Origin of the sequence: Streptomyces sp. NPDC006798 (assembly GCF_040635975.1) — a bacterium.
Taxonomy (GTDB): domain Bacteria; phylum Actinomycetota; class Actinomycetes; order Streptomycetales; family Streptomycetaceae; genus Streptomyces.
On record NZ_JBEYIS010000061.1, the window covers coordinates 1 to 17729 of the forward strand.

Consider the following 17729-nt stretch of genomic DNA (forward strand, 5'->3'; position numbering starts at 1 on the left):
CGGTGAGGACGCCCCACTCCGCGCCCGGCGCCCCTGACGGGGCCCGTCCTCTTACGAGGTCGGTGAATGGGGAGGTGGTTAGGGGCGCGGGGAACTGCGCGACCAGCCACAGACGGTCCGCAGACCGCCGACAACACCAGGCCGCCGGGCGCGGCCCGGGTAGTGAGGCGACGCCCCGAAGAGCCAAGGCGCTGGGGGTCCCCCCATCGCCGAAGGCATAGGGGGCGGAACTGCGCGAACAGCCACAGGCGGCCCGCAGGCCGCCGACAACAGCAGCGCGCCGGGCGCGGCTCGGGTCGTGGAGCTCACCCGGAGGGCATCGTCACTCCGGGTGGGCGCCCCGGAAGCGGCGGCGGTCCTGAGGGGGGCGCCCGCCCGGGGGCGCGTCCGCGAGCCGGAGGACCGCCCCGTCCCGCCCCGCCACCACCGGCTTCGCCGACCCCGCCGCCTTCGCCCGGTACTGCGCCGCGTCCGCCAGCCGGAACAGCCGTCGCGCGGTGCGGATCTGGCCGATCGGGTCCCCCGTGGACGCGACCCCGCAGGCGACGCCTTCGCCGAGTTCGAGTTCGGCGGCCCGGACGCAGAGTTCGTCCGCGACCCGGACGACGTCGTCGGCCGACGGACCGACGCACACCAGGCAGAACTCGTCGCCGCCGAGGCGCGCCGCGAGTGCGTCGGTCAGCATCGCCCCGCACAGGGAGAGTACGGATCCGAAGCGTTCCAGGAGCCGGTCGCCGACTTCGTGGCCGTGGGTGTCGTTGACCCGTTTCAGTCCGTTGAGGTCGCAGACGACGAGGCTGACGACGGTTCCGTCGGCCCGGTGCCGTTCGAGGGCTTCGTCGAGCCGGGTGTCGACGGCGCGCCGGTTGGCGAGTCCGGTGAGGGGGTCGGTGAAGGCGAGCCGTCGTACTTCTTCCAGCCGTTCGGTCTGGGCGATGCCCGCGGCGACGACGGAGGCGAGGACGGTGGCGAAGTGGGCCTCGTCGCGGCCGAAGACGGGCGCGTCGAGGGGCCGGGCCACGTACAGCTCGCCCCAGGCCCGCCCGTGCAGCACGATGGGCGCGACGACACAGCAGCCGCGCCGTCGGCGGCGGAGGGCGGCGGCCCGGCCGCCGGGTCCGCCGGGCGGGGGCACGGAGGGGTGCCGGTAGCCGCGTACGGGCTCTCCGGCCCCCGGTACGCCGGCCGCGCCCGGACCGTCGTCCCCGGGGCCGTACTCCGGGACCACGGAACTCCGCCCGGGTCGGATTCCGGCCGCCGCCGCCCCGTCCTCCGGGTGTTCCGGCTCCGCCGTCTCGACCCATGCCTCGGGTTCGCCGCCGCCCGCCCACCGCTCGTGCAGAAATTCGGTGATCTCGGGGAACCGGTTGACGGGGTAGGTCTCGGCGTCCGGGAACTCCTCCTCGTCCGCCGCCCGGGCCCCCGCGTTGACCAGCACTTTCAACCGGCCCAGCTCTCGTTCCCAGATCGAGAGCGCGGCGAAGGAGCCGTCGAGCGCGGCACATGCGCCCAGCGCCGCGGCGCGCCAGAACTCGCGCGGGGTCTGTGCCGCCGCCATCGCCTGGGCCAGTGCCACCACGGCCCGCAATCGCCGATCCTCAGCCATCACCCCAGCCTAAGGACCTCTGTCCGGATTCCGCTGGTTGGACTGGCCCGGGTCGGCTCACCCAGGGTGACGGCCGCCGGTGGGCGGCTCATTCACCCGGCCACACGGGCTTCCGCTTCTCGTTGAACGCGGCCACGCCCTCCGCCCGGTCCCCGGAGAAGGCGACCGTACGCCAGGCCGCGTCCTCCACTTCGAGACCGGCCTTCAGATCGAGCCCCTGCCCGAGCCGGAGGGCGCGTTTGGCGGCCCGCAGCCCGACCGGTGAGTTCCCGGCGATCCGGTCGGCGAGCGCCAGTGCCTCGGTCCTGGCGTCGGCGCCGGCCGCGAGCCGGTCCACCAGGCCCAGTGCCAGCGCCTCGTCGGCGGCGACCCGGCGGGCGGTGAACACCAGCTCGGCGGCGCGGGCGGCGCCGATCCGGCGGGGCAGCAGTTGCGTACCGCCGCCGCCGGGGATGACGCCCACGGACACCTCGGGCAGGGCGACCACGGTGGTCGCGTCGGCCACGATCACATCGCAGGCGAGGGCGAGTTCGTAGCCGCCGCCGAGGGCGTAGCCGTGTACGGCGGCGACGGCGGGCATCGGCAGCTCCAGCACGCCGGTGTACGCGGCCCGGGCCAGCGGGCGCTGCCGTACCAAGTCGGCGTCGGAGAACGAGTTGCGTTCCTTCAGATCGGCGCCGACGCAGAAGGCCCGGTCGTGGGAGGAGGTCAGTACGGTCACCCGGACGTCCCGGTCGGCCGCGAGCGCCGTACACGCCTCGGCGATGGAGCGGGCCATCGCCGAGGAGACCGCGTTCATGGCGGCGGGGCGGTCGAGGACGAGTTCGGCGACATGGCCGTGGGTGCGGACGGTCACGTACTCGCCGAACCGCCGCTCGGACGGCGCCGCGTCCCCGGGCTCCCCGGCCGCGCCTGCCGCGTCCGCGGCGAGGAAGGAGGGGGAGAGCGGGGGCGAGGAATGCGGGGGCAGCGGACCTTCCGACGGCGGTACGGACATCCGACACCCTCCCGGTTAACGACGGTTCACCGGATCATAGGCCGCGCCTCTCGCTCTTCCGCAAGCCCCCGCCACGCGCGTACCTCGCCCCGCCACGCCATGACCGGCCACGCCCGGCGACTGATTGTTGTTCGCGGCCCGCGGACCGCCGACCACGCCCGCCCGGCGCGGCACACCCGGAAAGCCCCGCGTCAGACGCGACGCGAGAGCATCCAGGGTTCCACCACGCCGAGACCCCGCACCGGGCGCTGCCACATCGGCTGGAGCGCGTAGCGGTACGGCGGCGGGGGCTCGCCCTCCTTCTCGGCCGTCGCGGCCTCCTCCGCCGCCTGCGTCTCGGATTTGGGCGCGTCGCCGTTCCTGATGAGTTCGAGGGCGAAGGCGCCGTCGACCAGGATGGTGTCCTTGGGCGCTATCGAGGTGAGCCTGCTGGCCAGATTGACGGTCGTCCCGAAGACGTCGCCCATCCGGGTCGTGACGGTCCCGAAGGCGAGTCCGACCCGGAGGGACGGCATGACGTCGTCCTGCTGCATCGCGTCGATCAGCCGGAGCGCGATCTCGGAGGCGGTGCCGGAGTCGTCGGCGGCGTACAGCACTTCGTCACCGAGGGTCTTGATGAGCCGGCCGCCGTGCGCGGCGACGAGGTCGGCGGCGGTGGTCTCGAAGATTTCGACGAGTTCGCCGAGTTCCTCCTCTTCGAGCCGCCGGGTGAGCCGGGTGAAGCCGACGAGGTCGGCGAAGCCGATGGCGAGCCGCCGGTCGACCATCTCCTCGTCGTCGGCGGCCTGGACGACGCGTCCGGTGGCGGCGGCGAGCTGGCGCCGCCAGACGTAGACGAGGAACTCCTGGAGTTCGGGCAGGAGCAGTTCGATCAGCGGGTAGGTGACTTCGGTCCGGGTCATGCCCGGTTCGGGCGGTTCGGTGAGTCCTTCGAGGAAGGAGTCGATCTGCCATTCGGCGAGCCGGGCCGTGGTCTGGCCGGTGGAGCGGGCGACCTGGATGGCCATGGGTTCGCTCAGCAGTCCGGCTTCGACGAGTCCGGCGAGCCGCCGGAGCGCCAGGACGTCGGCTTCGGTGAGGGCTTTGGCCTGGCCGATATCGGCGAAGCCCATGGCCCGCCAGAAGCGGGAGCCGAGTTCGATGGAGACTCCGGCGGTCCTGGCGGCCTGGAAGGGGGTGTAGCGGCGTTCGGCGCCGAGGATGAGCTGTTCGAGCCGGATGGCGAGGGGGTCGTCGGTGGGTTCGGCGGTGTGGTCGACGGCGTGCAGCGGGGTGGGGTGTACGGCCGCCGGTCCCGGAGCCGGACCAGAGCCCTGGCCGGGCCCGGACGCGGAGCCCGTACGCGCCGGGCCGCCCGCGCGGCCGGGGTCCGCGGGAGGGCCCGCGTCGTCCGCCGCCGAAGCCCCCGAAGACCCAGAGGCCCCCGAAGCCGCCGCGGACGCCCCGGACTCGCCGGAACGTCCGGAGTCGTCGGACGCGCCCGCGCCGGAAGTGGTGTCGTCGACGGTCACCAGCCGCCTCCTGCCCTTTCCCCGCGCAATTGTCCTGCCGCTCTGTCGCTCGATCGCCTCAACGATACGGCAGATGTGCCCTGGCTCACGTCCTCCCGGCGGTTCCGGTCCGCCGTGGGCCGGGGACCGCCGTGAGCCGGGCCTCCACCGGCTCCCTCCGATCGCCGTACCACCGCCGACCAGGCATCACGCCATGGCCGGCGGGATACCGCGACGGCACCCGCGGGACCGCCGGACGCCCCGCCGCACGCTGTCGCCCGGCGCCACCGGCCGGGTGACGTCACGGGGCGAACCTACGGCGCCGCACGGGGTGGACGGTACCTGCCGTACGCCACGCACCCCGCCTGCCCCGTACGCCGCACCCGTCCCGGGTCAGTCCGTCGCCGCCGGCCGCAGATGGACCACGTCACCCGCGCCGACGGCCCGCCGCTCCCCGCCCGCCAGGGCCAGGACCAGCCGTCCGTCGCCGTCGAGCGCGACCGCCTCGCCGGTCAGGGACCGGTCGCCGGGCAGTTCGGCCCGTACCGTACGGCCCAGCGTCGCACAGCCCGCCGCATATGCCGCCTGCACGGTCGAGGCGGCCGGGTCGCCGCCCGCCGCGCGCCAGTCGCCGTACCACCGCTCCAGGGACCGCAGGACGGCCCGCAGCAGCGGATCGCGGTCGGTGGAGACCGCGTCCGCCAGGACCAGCGATCCGGCGGTGGGTACCGGCAGTTCACCGGCGCGCAGGGTGACGTTGATCCCGATCCCGACGACGACCGCGCCGTCCTCGGGGCCGCCCGCGCGTTCCATCAGGATCCCGCCGGTCTTGCGCTCCTCGCCGCCGACCCGGACGAGCAGGTCGTTGGGCCATTTGAGGGACATGTCGACCCCGGCGGAGCGGCTGAGTCCGGTGGCGGCCGCGACCCCGGCGAGCAGCGGCAGCCAGCCCCAGCGCTCCACCGGGACGCCGGTTCCCGGGCGCAGCAGTACGGAGAGGAAGATCCCGGAGCGGGCGGGGGCGGTCCACCGCCGGTCGAGGCGGCCCCGGCCCGCGGTCTGTTCCTCGGCGACCAGGACGGTGCCTTCGGGCAGTCCCGGCTCGCGGCCGACCCGGGCGACCAGGTCCGCGTTGGTGGAGCCGGTGGTGGGGACGACGTCGAGGGACGTCCACAGTCCGCCGGGGCGTACGAGGGCCCGGCGGAGGGCGGGGGCGTTCAGCGGAGGGCGGTCCAGATCGCCCCAGCGGCCGGTTCCGGCGGGGCCCGGCGCGGTGCCGGGCGCGGCGTCCGCCGGGTGGTCGTCGGGGCTGGTCCCAGGCGCATTCTCAGACGTCATGCAAGCCAGCGTAGGTGTGGCATACGCCGCACTGCGCGGCCGTATCGCCGCCGATACGCTACGAACCGGTAGCCGAAGGCGACGACCCGCCGGGCGCCCGTCCCCCGTTCTCGTCGCGTTCAGGGAGCCGTATCCCGATGTCAGAGCCGGAGCAGTACGACAGCACCACCCACACCACGGCGGGCCGGATCGAGGATCTGCGGCGCCGGACCGACGAGGCCGTGCACGCGGGTTCGGCGCGGGCGGTGGAGAAGCAGCACGCCAAGGGGAAGCTGACCGCGCGGGAGCGGATCGCCCTGCTGCTGGACGAGGAGTCGTTCGTCGAGTTCGACGGGCTGGCGCGGCACCGGTCGAACAATTTCGGGCTGGACCGGACCCGGCCGTACGGGGACGGTGTGGTCACCGGCTACGGCACGGTCGACGGCCGTCCGGTGGCGGTCTTCTCGCAGGACTTCACGGTCTTCGGCGGCGCGCTGGGCGAGGTCTTCGGCCAGAAGATCATCAAGGTGATGGACTTCGCCCTGAAGACGGGCTGTCCGGTGATCGGGATCAACGACTCCGGGGGCGCGCGGATCCAGGAGGGCGTGAGCGCGCTCGGGATGTACGGCGAGATCTTCCGCCGCAACACCCACGCGTCCGGGGTGATCCCGCAGATCTCCCTGGTCGTCGGGCCCTGTGCGGGCGGCGCCGTCTACTCCCCCGCGATCACCGACTTCACGGTGATGGTCGATCAGACGTCCCATATGTTCATCACGGGTCCCGATGTCATCAAGACGGTGACCGGTGAGGACGTCGGTTTCGAGGCGCTGGGCGGAGCCCGTACCCACAACACGACGTCGGGTGTGGCGCACCATATGGCGGCGGACGAGAAGGACGCCGTCGAGTACGTCAAGTCGCTGCTCTCCTATCTGCCGTCGAACAATCTCTCCGAGCCCCCGGTCTTCCCGGAGGAGGCCGGTCTCGCGCCGACCGACGAGGACCGGGAGCTGGACACGCTGATCCCGGACAGCGCCAATCAGCCGTACGACATGCATACGGTGATCGAGCACGTCCTGGACGACGGGGAGTTCCTGGAGACGCAGGCGCTCTTCGCGCCCAATATCGTCACCGGCTTCGGGCGGGTGGAGGGGCGGCCGGTCGGGGTGGTGGCCAACCAGCCGCTTCAGTTCGCGGGCTGTCTGGACATCGACGCGTCGGAGAAGGCGGCACGGTTCGTCCGGACCTGTGACGCCTTCAACGTCCCGGTACTGACCTTCGTGGACGTCCCCGGGTTCCTGCCCGGTGTCGACCAGGAGTACGGGGGCATCATCCGGCGCGGCGCGAAGCTGATCTACGCCTATGCGGAGGCGACGGTCCCGCTGATCACGGTGATCACCCGGAAGGCGTTCGGCGGGGCGTACGACGTGATGGGCTCCAAGCATCTGGGCGCCGATCTCAATCTCGCCTGGCCGACCGCGCAGATCGCGGTGATGGGCGCGCAGGGCGCGGTGAACATCCTGCACCGCAGGGCGATCGCGGAGGCGGACGGCGACGAGGCGCGCGAGGAGACCAGGGCGCGGCTGATCGCGGAGTACGAGGACACCCTGCTCAATCCGTATACGGCGGCGGAGCGGGGGTATGTGGACGCGGTGATCGTGCCGTCGGAGACCCGGGCGCAGATCGTCCGGGGGCTGCGGCAGCTGCGGACGAAGCGGGAGAACCTGCCGCCGAAGAAGCACGGCAACATCCCGTTGTGAGAGGGGCGGACACGATGATGATCAAGATCGTTCGGGGCAATCCGACGCCGGAGGAGCTGGCCGCGGCACTGGCGGTGGTGCGGGCCCGCGCGCTCGGCGCCGCCCCCGGTACGGAGGCGCCGGGCGCGGGCGCCTCGGAGTGGGCGGCCCCCGCCCGGCTGGTCCGCGCGCCGCTTCCGCCGCCGTCCCCCGGGGCCTGGTCCCACGCGTCCTGGCCGGCCTAGGGCGTGTCCGGAAAGTCCCGCCTGGCCCGCGACGCCCGGCACGCACAATCGCTGTGTTGTCGGGATTCCCAAGTACGTCCAGTACGAGGGAAACCCTCCGCCTTGCGATTGCACGCACCGGACGCCGCCGGCCCCGCCCTCCGGGCGGACGGCGCCATGGTGACGACACGGCCCGGGCCGCCCCCGCGCACACAGGCGCGCGGGGGCGGCCGGTCGGCCTACGTCACGGGGATGGACTGGGCGTGCCGGAAGAAGTTCGTCGGGTCCCAGGCCAGCTTGGTGGACTTCAGCCGGGCGTAGTTGCCCTTGTAGTAGAGCTGGAGGGCGTGGTCCTGGGGGTTCGGGTTGGTGTTGAAGGCGGGGTCGCTGAGGTCCTTGTCGGGATAGTTGATGTAGCAGCCGTCGTTGATGAACCCGGGTACGGGGACGTTGCCGGTCTCCGCGTACACGGCCTTGTAGAGGTTGCGGATCCAGGCGAGGCTATCGGTCTCCTTGGCCGGGTCGGTCCAGTACGCCTGGTACTGGAGCTTGAGGATCGAGTCGCGCTGCGGCACGGCGGTGGCGTCGGACGCCACGGTGTTGACCTTGCAGCCGTAGGAGTCGATCTGGACCAGGGCTTCGAGGCCGTCGGGGGCCGGAGCGCTCAGGTGGTTCCAGAGGGCGGAGACCTGGAAGCTCGACATGGCCTTCTTGGCGTAGGCCGACTTGTACTTGCCGTAGAGGGTGGGGTTGCCGCCGCTCAGGTAGTCGGTGGCGATGTACCAGGGCAGTTTGCGGGTCTTGTCGAACCCGGGCAGCGCCGCGTGCTCACCCATCGCCACGCTCATCGGCTGCGGGGTGATGTTGACGCCCGCGGTGACCGCCGTCAGATAGTCGTTCAGCAGGGTCCGGGCGTTGGCGTGGGTGGAGGCGTCCATCTGGGTCAGCAGACCGATGGCGCTGTTGGGCCCGGAGTTGGCGTTCAGCTTCAGCAGGCCGAACAGCCCGGCGTACGGCGAGCTGGGCGCGCTGTTCTGCTCGTGCCACCGGCCGAAGTTCTTGACCAGGTTCTGGAAGTCCTGCTGGTCCATCTGCGGCCAGGGGAAGCTGATGGCGTTGACGAAGACCTCGGACGGCGGCTTGGGCAGCAGCGTCGTCGGGTCGTTGCCGGTGGCGCCGGGCGTCCGCATCCAGTAGCGGGTGATCAGCCCGAAGTTGCCGCCGCCACCGCCGGTGTGGGCCCACCACAGGTCCTTCAGGGCCCCGGTGTCGTCCCGGCTCGCCTTGACGGTCTCGACGGTGCCGTTCGACCGCACCACGACGACCTCGACGGCGTGGAGGTAGTCGACGGTCAGCCCGAGCTGCCGGGAGAGCAGTCCGTACCCGCCGCCGGATATATGGCCGCCCGCGCCCACGGAGGCGCAGGAGCCCGCGGGGATGGTGACCCCGTACAGCTTGTAGAGGGTCTCGTAGACCTGGAGGTTGGAGGCGCCCGCCTCGATGGCGAAGGCGTTCATGGCCGGGTCGTAGTAGACCTGGTTCATCGCGGACAGGTCGACGACCACCTGGACCTGGCTGTTGAAGACGAAGTCCTCGTAACAGTGGCCGCCGCTGCGGACGGTGAGCCGCTTCCCGGCGGTGACCGCCTCCCGCACGGCGCTCTCGGCCTGGGTGGGGGTGGTCACCAGCCGGACCTTCTCCGGGGTGGCCACCCACCGCTGATTGGTACCGCGCACCAGGTCGGGGAAGCGGGAATCCGCCGGGGCGATGTCGATGATCGCGGGCGTCGCGGCCACGTTGGCGACCTTGGCGAGGGGCTTCGTGGCGGCCTGGGCCGCCCCCGCGGGAACGGCCGTCGACAGGGCGGCGCCCCCGGCCACGGCCGCGGCGCCGGAGAGCAGGGAACGGCGCCCCACGCGCTTCTCGGGCTGCTGGTTGTTCACGATCGGTCCTCCGGAAAGTCGGTGGTCGGAAGTCGTGGATCAGAAGTTCGGTGATCGGCGATCGGTACTCGTTGTCCGAAGACGGCAATGCGGTGCCGTCACCCCGGAACGGAGAATTCTCTCCGGGGCGTGGATGGTGCCGACGGCGCTTATGACGCCGGAAAAGCGGCTCGATATGTCGGGTTATTCATTCTGTGCAACGACCGGAACCCGGGATTTCGGGCGGCACCCGCAGGGGACGGGCACAGGCGTCACTCCAGCCGCCCCACCTGCCCCGGTGACGTCGAGGCGATGGGCCCGGTCTCCTTGCACAGCTCCATGAGGGTTCTCCTCGATGCCCCGGAGGCCGCATCCACCGGGAAACAGGATTCGAATCAATTCGACGTACAGGTAGATGCCCCAGACGCCGGACAGGGTTGCCCGTGTAAGGAAAATGCAAGATAAATGCATCCTCGATGTATGGATATCCACCCGTCGCCCGCCTTTCCCGGAGCCGGGAAGTGGGGCGAGTCGGAGGGCGCGGGAAGCCGCGCGACCAGCCACGGGCGGTCCGCAGACCGCCGACGACATCAAGGCGCCGGGCGCGGCCCGGGTTTGGGGCGGTGCCCCGGAGGGCCAAGAAGCTGAGGGCCCTCCCAGCGCCGAAGGCATAGGGGCGGGTCCGCGCGACCAGCCACAGGCGGCCCGCAGGCCCGCCGGCGACACCCGCCGGGCACGGCGCCCCGACGGCGGCGCACCCCCGAGCGGGAGGCGTTTAGGTACGCGTACTCAGGCGTAACCCCCCTCCCACCCGGCAGCATCGGAGGCATGCTGTGGTCCGATCCGAAGAACGAGCCCCCCGAGGAGCTGCGCGAGACGCAGGACATGCTCCGCCGGGCCGGGCTGCTGCTGGCGGTGGCCATGGTGCTGGGGATGATCGTGGTGGGCCTGAGATAGCCGCCCGGGGCGGTCCGGCACGGACGCCGGTACCGACGCCGGTACGAACCCCGTCCCGCCAGGAAACCCGGCAGGACACCCGGCACCGAGCCCGGCGCGGCCCCGGGCTCGGTGAGGGGTACCCGGAGGCTGTCCGAAGGGGGTAACCCCGTGCCGAACCGCGCCTACGATGGCCGCATGACCGCCCATGCCACCCCCCGCCCCGCTGTGCCGCGCCCCCGTCTCGTACTCGCCTCCGCGTCGCCCGCCCGGCTGCGGCTGCTCCGCGAGGCCGGTCTCGATCCGGAGGTGATCGTCAGCGGGGTCGACGAGGACGCCCTGTCCGCCCCGACCCCGGCCGAGCTGGCCCTGGTGCTCGCGGAGGCGAAGGCGGCGGTGGTCGCGGCCCGCCCCGAGGTCGCGGGCGCGCTGGTGATCGGCTGCGATTCGGTCCTGGATCTGGACGGCGAGGCGCTCGGGAAGCCGGTGGACGCCGAGGAGGCGACGGCCCGCTGGAAGGCGATGCGGGGCCGGTCCGGGGTACTGCGGACGGGTCACTGCGTGACCGATACGGCGACCGGCCGGATCGCCTCGGCGACCGCGTCGACCACGGTCAGGTTCGGTGAGCCGTCGGACGCGGAGATCGCCGCGTACGTCGCGACCGGCGAACCGCTGCACGTGGCGGGCGCGTTCACGCTCAGCGGTTACTCGGCGCCGTTCGTCGACGGGATCGACGGCGATCACGGCAATGTCATCGGCATCTCCCTGCCCATGCTGCGGACCCTGCTGGCCGAGCTGGGCCACTCGGTGACCGACCTCTGGATCCCCAGGGGCTGACGGACACCACGACACCCGCCGCGTCACGCCGGGGCCTCGTCAGCGCCTCCCCGGCCGCCGCCCGGTGTGCCGTACGCCGTCGGCAGCAGCCGGATCGCCCCGCCGCGGGCCCGCGTGGCACCGGGCACCGGGCGGGGCGGACGGGACCGCCGCCGCGATCAGGACGCCCCGCGAACCGGCCGGGGCGCGGCCGTCGGCGGCGGCAACGCGGGCGATCGCGGCCCACCCGGCCGGGAAGAGGCCGTACCGGCACCGCACGTCCGAAACCTCGGCGATCATCACCCCGGGATCGAAGCCACCCGGGGACATCGACCGGGCCGCAGGGGCACCACCGGGCCCCGGCAGCCGCCCACGGGCCCGGGGCCGTACCCCCGGTAGCGGGTCGCACACCCCGCGCACGGCCCGGCGGGCGGGCTCCCCCTACGCTCCGGGAGTCCACCGCGGGTGCTCCCGCCGCGCCCCGGTGGCGCCCCTGGAGGCACAGTGGAGGCACACCCCCTGTCCCACCCCTGACCCGCGACCGCCCCGGGCGACACGGTCCACCCGACCTCGGAGAATGGGAAGAATCGTTCGGCCATTCGTAGGGATTCCACAAAGAAAGGGGTGGGTCGGCTGGCCCCATGGACAGAGACCCGCGCCACACACCGGGGCTACTGTCTGGGATAAGCAACCCGTCGTACCGTGGTGCGACAAGGGATTTCGCGACTCGAGCGAGCCTCGAATCACGCTCCGTGTGGGCAAGCTCACCCTAGGGGACGGGTCGAACGGCCGTGTCGGCAGTCCCTAAACTCGGCTTGTTTCAAGGAGGGAGCCATCGTGCGCAAGGTGCTCATCGCCAATCGAGGCGAAATCGCTGTCCGCGTCGCCCGGGCGTGCCGGGACGCCGGAATCGGGAGCGTAGCCGTCTACGCCGATCCGGACCGGGACGCTCTGCACGTCCGCGCGGCCGACGAGGCGTTCGCCCTGGGCGGTGACACCCCGGCGGCCAGCTATCTCGACATGGCCAAGGTGTTGCAGGCCGCGAAGGACTCGGGCGCCGACGCGATCCACCCCGGATACGGCTTCCTGTCCGAGAACGCCGAGTTCGCCCAGGCCGTCATCGACGCCGGGCTGACCTGGATCGGACCCCCGCCGTCCGCGATCCGCGACCTGGGTGACAAGGTCGCCGCCCGGCATATCGCCCAGCGGGCGGGCGCCCCCCTGGTCGCCGGTACGCCCGACCCGGTGTCCGGCGCCGACGAGGTCGTCGACTTCGCCCGGGAGAACGGGCTGCCGATCGCCATCAAGGCCGCGTTCGGCGGCGGCGGGCGCGGGCTGAAGGTCGCCCGCACCCTCGAAGAAGTGCCCGAGCTGTACGACTCCGCCGTCCGCGAGGCCGTCGCGGCCTTCGGCCGGGGCGAGTGCTTCGTGGAGCGGTACCTGGACAAGCCGCGGCACGTGGAGACCCAGTGCCTCGCCGACCAGCACGGCAATGTCGTCGTCGTGTCGACCCGGGACTGCTCCCTCCAGCGGCGCCACCAGAAGTTGGTCGAGGAGGCCCCGGCGCCGTTCCTCAGCGACGAGCAGAACGCCGAGCTGTACCGGGCGTCCAAGGCCATCCTCAAGGAGGCCGGATACGTCGGCGCGGGCACGGTCGAGTTCCTGGTCGGCCTCGACGGCACGATCTCCTTCCTGGAGGTCAACACCCGGCTCCAGGTCGAACACCCGGTCACCGAGGAGGTCACCGGCCTCGACCTGGTCCGCGAGATGTTCCGGATCGCCGACGGCGAGGAGCTGGGCTACGACGACCCGCCGGTCCGCGGGCACTCCTTCGAGTTCCGGATCAACGGCGAGGACCCGGGCCGCAACTTCCTCCCCGCGCCCGGCACGGTCACCGTCTTCGAGCCGCCCGCGGGACCCGGTGTCCGGCTCGACGCGGGCGTCGAGTCCGGCAGCGTCATCGGCCCCGCCTGGGACTCCCTGCTCGCCAAGCTGATCGTCACCGGCGCCACCCGCGAGCAGGCCCTCCAGCGGGCCGCCCGCGCCCTGGCCGAGTTCCGGGTCGAGGGCATGGCCACCGCGATCCCGTTCCACCGGGCGGCCGTGGTCGACCCCGACTTCACCAGCGACCCGTTCCGGGTCCACACCCGGTGGATCGAGACCGAGTTCGTCAACGAGATCCCCGCCTTCACGGCCTCCGCCGACGCCGACGGCGACGAGGAGCTCGACCGCGAGACGGTCGTCGTCGAGGTCGGCGGCAAGCGTCTGGAGGTCTCCCTCCCGGCGCACCTCGGAATGACCCTGGCCCGTACCGGCCTGGCCGCCGGGGCCAAGCCCAAGCGCCGCGCCGCCAAGCGCTCCTCGGCCGCCGCGTCCGGCGACGCCCTCGCCTCCCCGATGCAGGGCACCATCGTCAAGGTCGCCGTCGAGGAGGGCCAGCAGGTCTCCGAGGGCGATCTGGTCGTCGTCCTGGAGGCGATGAAGATGGAACAGCCCCTGAACGCACACCGCTCGGGCACCATCAAGGGCCTCGGCCTGGAGGTCGGCGCCTCCATCTCCTCCGGCGCCCTGATCTGCGAGATCAAGGACTGACCGGACGTCACCCGCCGTACGGAGGGCCCGCCGGTCGCGATGACCGGCGGGCCCTTCGCCGTACCGCCGTACGACGCGCGGCACCGCGTCACCGGTCCGGCCGTACGTCACCCGGATGGCATCCTGGTGCGACGGGGTGGACCGAGAGGACGGGCGTGATGGGGACGACGACGGCGCCGGACACGGCTGCGGCCGCGACCGGGGCGGGGCGGGCCACCGAGGGCGTACGGGAACCCGGACCGGCGGGCCGCCCCAAACGGGCCGACGCCCGCCGCAACTACGAACGGCTCCTCGCCGAGGCCCGTGCCGTCTTCGCCGAACACGGCACGGACGCGTCCCTGGAGGAGATCGCCCGCCGCTCCGGCGTCGGCATCGGCACCCTCTACCGGCACTTCCCCAACCGGCACGCCATGATGAGCGCCGTCTTCCAGGACGCCGTCGGAGTCCTCCTCGACCGCTCCCGGACCCTCGCCGACGCGCCCGACGCGCGGGAGGCGCTGGCCGAATGGCTCCGTACCCTGATCACCCATTCCGGTGAGTACCGGGGCCTCGCCGGGGCACTGATGTCGGCCTCCCACGACACGGACTCGGCGCTCTCCGCGTCCTGCTCGCTCCTCACCGACGCGGGGGCGCGGCTGCTGGAGCGGGCGGTGGCGGCGGGGCAGGTCCGCGAGGACGCGTCCATCGCCGACCTGATGCAGCTCACCAACGCGATCTCCCTCGCGGCGGACCAGTCCCCCGCGGACCCCGCTCTCCCGGACCGCCTCCTGACCCTCACCCTCCGCGGCCTGACGCGGTAGCCCCTCCGGGCCGCGCCGCGACCCCCAGCGCCTCGGCTCTCCGGGTGAGGCCCGCGCCATCCGCCCAGCCGGGCGGGCGTTGCCGGGCGTCCGCGCGCCGTCGTGGGCCGTTCGCGCAGTTCCCCGCGCCCCTGGTTGCCCTCCTGACCGGCCTCCCAGAGAGTCGGGACCCCCTTTCCCAAGGCGGCTCCGGGGAGAGCATTAGGTTGCGCGGGGGACTGCGCGAACGGCCACAGGCGGGCCGCAGGGCGCCGACAACGCCCGCCCGACTGGGCGCACGGCGCACAGGACGGGGGCGAAAATCGTGGTGGGTCCGGGCCGGAGGCTAGCGGCGACGGAGGTCCGCCACCCGCGCCCCCCGCTCCCGGTCCATACCGCCACCGCCCCCACCACCGGGCGTGTCCCGCTCCAGCCCCGCCGGGGTGAAGCGCGCGGGGCCCGTACCGCCACGGGTCCGGCGGGGGCCCGGGAGGGGGACTTCGCGGCGGTGACCACGGCCCGCGGGCGCGCCGTCGGGCCCGGTGCCCGGTGACGTACCGCCCGCGACCGCGATCTGCACCCCCTGGTCGGCCAGCGCCTGGAGTTCCGTCGCCGCGCGGTCGTCGTGTACGGGCGGTTCGTCGGTGACGAGCCGGGTGATCACATCCGTGGGCACGGTCTGGAACATGGTGTCGGCGCCGAGTTTGCTGTGGTCGGCGAGGACGACGACCTCCGAGGCGGCCTGGACCAGGGCCCGGTCGACGCTGGCGGAGAGCATGTTGGAGGTGGAGAGTCCGCGTTCGGCGGTGAGCCCGCTGCCGGAGAGGAACGCGCGGGAGACCCGCAGCCCCTGGAGGGACTGTTCGGCGCCGCTGCCGACGAGGGCGTAGTTGCTGCCCCGGAGGGTGCCGCCGGTCATCACCACCTCGACCCGGTTGGCGTGGGCCAGCGCCTGGGCGACGAGCAGGGAGTTGGTGACCACGGTCAGTCCGGGTACCCGGGCCAGCCGCCGGGCCAGCTCCTGTGTGGTCGTTCCGGCGCCGACGACGATCGCCTCGCCCTCGCCGACGAGCCCGGCGGCGAGGTCGGCGATGGCGGTCTTCTCGGCGGTGGCGGAGAGGGACTTCTGGGGGAAGCCGGATTCGCGGGTAAAGCCGCCCGGCAGAACCGCGCCGCCGTGCCTGCGGTCGAGGAGCCCTTCGGCCTCCAGCGCGCGGACGTCCCGGCGGACGGTGACTTCGGATGTCTGGACGACCCGGGCGAGTTCCCGGAGCGATACGGCTCCGTTGGCACGCACCATTTCGAGGATCAGTTGGCGACGTTCAGCAGCGAACACGAAACTGACAGTAACCTGCCGCGCCGACAGTTTTCAGCTCTATGCACTGATTGCCAAGTATTGCGCGCGCACCGCGCCGACAAGTGGTATAGGGCCGTCCGCAGTTGACCGTCCGCCGGTCGGAAGATGATCGGCGGCGGGCCGGAACCGGCCGGGCCCGTACCGGACCCGGCCCGGTCGGGCTCAGCTCTCGCCGGTCACCTTACGGGTGTGGAGCTGGCGCGCGACCTCGGCGATCGAGCCCGACAGCGACGGGTAGACGGTGAACGCGTTGGCGATCTGCTCCACGGTCAGATTGTTGTCGACCGCGATCGAGATCGGATGGATCAGTTCACTCGCCCGGGGTGCCACGACACAGCCGCCGACGACGATGCCCGTCCCGGGACGGCAGAAGATCTTGACGAAGCCGTCGCGGATGCCCTGCATCTTGGCCCGCGCGTTCCGCAGCAGCGGCAGCTTCACCACCCGGGCGTCGATCAGCCCGGCGTCGACATCGGCCTGGGTGAAGCCGACGGTCGCGATCTCGGGGTCGGTGAAGACGTTCGACGACACGGTCTTCAGGTTGAGCGGCTGCACCGCGTCGCCGAGGAAGTGGTACATCGCGATCCGGCCCTGCATGGCCGCCACCGACGCGAGGGCGAAGACGCCCGTGACGTCTCCGGCCGCGTAGACGCCGGGCGCGGAGGTACGGGAGACCTTGTCGGTCAGGATGTGCCCGGAGTCCTTGAGCCGTACGCCGGCCTCCTCCAGACCCATGCCCGCCGTGTTGGGGATCGCGCCGACCGCCATCAGACAGTGCGTACCGGAGATGACCCGGCCGTCGGAGAGGGTGACCTCGACCCGGTCGCCGACCCGCTTGGCGGACTCGGCGCGGGAGCGGGCCATCACATTCATCCCGCGGCGCCGGAAGACGTCCTCCAGGACGGCCGCGGCGTCGGGGTCCTCACCGGGGAGCACCCGGTCGCGGGAGGAGACCAGGGTGACCCGGGAGCCCAGCGCCTGGTAGGCCCCGGCGAACTCGGCACCGGTGACACCGGAACCGACCACGATCAGTTCCTCGGGCAGCTCGTCGAGGTCGTAGACCTGGGTCCAGTTCAGGATCCGCTCGCCGTCGGGCAGCGCGTCGGGGATCTCCCGGGGGTGGCCGCCGGTGGCGATCAGTACGGCGTCGGCGGTGAGCCGCTCCTCCGAGCCGTCCGCGGCGGTGACGACGACCGTACGGGACCCGTCCGAGGCCTGCTGGCCCTCCAGCCGGCCCCGGCCGCGCAGCACCCGGGCGCCCGCGCGGGTCACGGAGGCGGTGATGTCGTGGGACTGGGCGAGCGCCAGCCGCTTCACCCGCCGGTTGACCTTGCCCAGGTCGACACCGGTGACCCTGGCGGACTGCTCCAGGGGCGGGGTGTCGTCGGCGATGATGATGCCGAGTTCCTCGTACGACGAGTCGAAGGTGGTCATCACCTCGGCGGTCGCGATGAGGGTCTTCGAGGGCACGCAGTCGGTCAGGACGGACGCGCCGCCGAGGCCGTCGCAGTCGACGACGGTCACCTCCGCGCCGAGTTGGGCGCCCGCCAGGGCCGCCTCGTATCCGCCGGGTCCGCCGCCGATGATCACGATCCGGGTCACTGGGGTTACGCCTCGCGCTCTCGTTGCTGCCGGGTACGGATGGGTGGGCCGGTGCCCGCCGGGCGGGCCCCGTGGTGCGTCCCGCCGGACTGGAGTACGTACCCCATTGTCCCGCACGCATCAACCTGCTCCGTCCCCGGGCCGCCGTACGCCGCGCGCGGCGGTCCCCGGTACCGGTCCGACCGGGGCGCGGCGGACCCGGCGGGCCACCGGAAACGTCCCCGAACAGCGAAAACGCGCCACCGGGCGGACCGAGGCCCGGCGGGCGGGCGCCGGGCCCGTCCGAGGCGGAGCGCGGCGGGAGTGGCACATCCCGGCGGCACCTTCCAAAAAGGCGGCCACCCGCGCCCCTCCC

At 72.7% G+C, this 17729-nt stretch carries 13 protein-coding genes; 6 read left to right on the forward strand and 7 right to left on the reverse strand.

The window, feature by feature from the left end; genetic code table 11:
- Window positions 1–322: 322 nt before the first annotated feature.
- The 4 genes from ABZ714_RS29825 to ABZ714_RS29840 all read right to left on the reverse strand — a co-directional run bounded on the left by ABZ714_RS29825 (window position 323) and on the right by ABZ714_RS29840 (window position 5431).
- The gene (locus ABZ714_RS29825) at window positions 323–1606 is read right to left on the reverse strand and encodes a diguanylate cyclase (protein ID WP_358828470.1); all 1284 of its coding nucleotides are present in this window, start codon (window positions 1604–1606) and stop codon (window positions 323–325) included.
- 88 nt (window positions 1607–1694) lie between these two features.
- Entirely contained in the window at window positions 1695–2603 is a 909-nt protein-coding gene (locus tag ABZ714_RS29830; protein ID WP_358828471.1) for an enoyl-CoA hydratase-related protein, read from the reverse strand.
- A gap of 191 nt (window positions 2604–2794) precedes the next feature.
- Entirely contained in the window at window positions 2795–3871 is a 1077-nt protein-coding gene (locus ABZ714_RS29835; protein WP_358828498.1) for an adenylate/guanylate cyclase domain-containing protein, read from the reverse strand.
- Between the two features lie 615 nt (window positions 3872–4486).
- Window positions 4487–5431 (reverse strand): biotin--[acetyl-CoA-carboxylase] ligase, encoded by a 945-nt coding sequence (locus tag ABZ714_RS29840; RefSeq protein WP_358828472.1) that lies wholly within the window; start codon window positions 5429–5431, stop codon window positions 4487–4489.
- Window positions 5432–5568: 137 nt separating this feature from the next.
- Here ABZ714_RS29840 and ABZ714_RS29845 point away from each other — a divergent pair, with 137 nt between their 5' ends.
- Both ABZ714_RS29845 and ABZ714_RS29850 read left to right on the forward strand, forming a co-directional pair.
- The gene (locus ABZ714_RS29845; RefSeq protein WP_358828473.1) at window positions 5569–7167 is read left to right on the forward strand and encodes an acyl-CoA carboxylase subunit beta; all 1599 of its coding nucleotides are present in this window, start codon (window positions 5569–5571) and stop codon (window positions 7165–7167) included.
- A 14-nt stretch (window positions 7168–7181) separates the two neighbouring features.
- Window positions 7182–7391, forward strand: coding sequence for an acyl-CoA carboxylase epsilon subunit (locus ABZ714_RS29850; protein ID WP_358828474.1), 210 nt, complete (start codon window positions 7182–7184; stop codon window positions 7389–7391).
- A 218-nt stretch (window positions 7392–7609) separates the two neighbouring features.
- Here ABZ714_RS29850 and ABZ714_RS29855 read toward each other — a convergent pair whose 3' ends face one another.
- A complete protein-coding gene (locus tag ABZ714_RS29855) occupies window positions 7610–9313 on the reverse strand; it encodes an FAD-binding protein (RefSeq protein ID WP_358828475.1) in 1704 nt (567 codons plus the stop codon).
- A gap of 807 nt (window positions 9314–10120) precedes the next feature.
- On the opposite strand from ABZ714_RS29855, the gene ABZ714_RS29860 reads away from it, so the two are divergent.
- The 4 genes from ABZ714_RS29860 to ABZ714_RS29875 all read left to right on the forward strand — a co-directional run bounded on the left by ABZ714_RS29860 (window position 10121) and on the right by ABZ714_RS29875 (window position 14436).
- Window positions 10121–10249, forward strand: a complete 129-nt coding sequence (locus ABZ714_RS29860; protein ID WP_358828476.1) for a hypothetical protein — start codon at window positions 10121–10123, stop codon at window positions 10247–10249.
- 177 nt (window positions 10250–10426) lie between these two features.
- On the forward strand, window positions 10427–11065 hold the full coding sequence (locus ABZ714_RS29865) for a nucleoside triphosphate pyrophosphatase (protein WP_358828477.1): 639 nt from the start codon (window positions 10427–10429) through the stop codon (window positions 11063–11065).
- A gap of 816 nt (window positions 11066–11881) precedes the next feature.
- The gene (locus tag ABZ714_RS29870) at window positions 11882–13636 is read left to right on the forward strand and encodes a biotin carboxylase N-terminal domain-containing protein (RefSeq protein ID WP_358828478.1); all 1755 of its coding nucleotides are present in this window, start codon (window positions 11882–11884) and stop codon (window positions 13634–13636) included.
- 158 nt (window positions 13637–13794) lie between these two features.
- Window positions 13795–14436: a helix-turn-helix domain-containing protein gene (locus ABZ714_RS29875; protein WP_358828479.1), complete on the forward strand. Its 642-nt coding sequence runs from the start codon at window positions 13795–13797 to the stop codon at window positions 14434–14436.
- A gap of 325 nt (window positions 14437–14761) precedes the next feature.
- Here the strand turns inward: ABZ714_RS29875 and ABZ714_RS29880 are convergent, their stop codons facing one another.
- The gene (locus ABZ714_RS29880) at window positions 14762–15751 is read right to left on the reverse strand and encodes a DeoR/GlpR family DNA-binding transcription regulator (protein ID WP_358828480.1); all 990 of its coding nucleotides are present in this window, start codon (window positions 15749–15751) and stop codon (window positions 14762–14764) included.
- 183 nt (window positions 15752–15934) lie between these two features.
- Window positions 15935–17374 (reverse strand): NAD(P)H-quinone dehydrogenase, encoded by a 1440-nt coding sequence (locus ABZ714_RS29885; protein WP_358828481.1) that lies wholly within the window; start codon window positions 17372–17374, stop codon window positions 15935–15937.
- Window positions 17375–17729: the final 355 nt, after the last annotated feature.

What these genes read in the sequence shown, in the direction of transcription:
- ABZ714_RS29825 (WP_358828470.1), bottom strand. Translation starts at nt 1,606, where the DNA reads ATGGCTGAGGATCGGCGATTGCGGGCCGTGGTGGCACTGGCCCAGGCG.
- ABZ714_RS29830 (WP_358828471.1), bottom strand. Translation starts at nt 2,603, where the DNA reads ATGTCCGTACCGCCGTCGGAAGGTCCGCTGCCCCCGCATTCCTCGCCC.
- ABZ714_RS29840 (WP_358828472.1), bottom strand. Translation starts at nt 5,431, where the DNA reads ATGACGTCTGAGAATGCGCCTGGGACCAGCCCCGACGACCACCCGGCG.
- ABZ714_RS29845 (WP_358828473.1), top strand. Translation starts at nt 5,569, where the DNA reads ATGTCAGAGCCGGAGCAGTACGACAGCACCACCCACACCACGGCGGGC.
- ABZ714_RS29850 (WP_358828474.1), top strand. Translation starts at nt 7,182, where the DNA reads ATGATGATCAAGATCGTTCGGGGCAATCCGACGCCGGAGGAGCTGGCC.
- ABZ714_RS29860 (WP_358828476.1), top strand. Translation starts at nt 10,121, where the DNA reads ATGCTGTGGTCCGATCCGAAGAACGAGCCCCCCGAGGAGCTGCGCGAG.
- ABZ714_RS29865 (WP_358828477.1), top strand. Translation starts at nt 10,427, where the DNA reads ATGACCGCCCATGCCACCCCCCGCCCCGCTGTGCCGCGCCCCCGTCTC.
- ABZ714_RS29875 (WP_358828479.1), top strand. Translation starts at nt 13,795, where the DNA reads ATGGGGACGACGACGGCGCCGGACACGGCTGCGGCCGCGACCGGGGCG.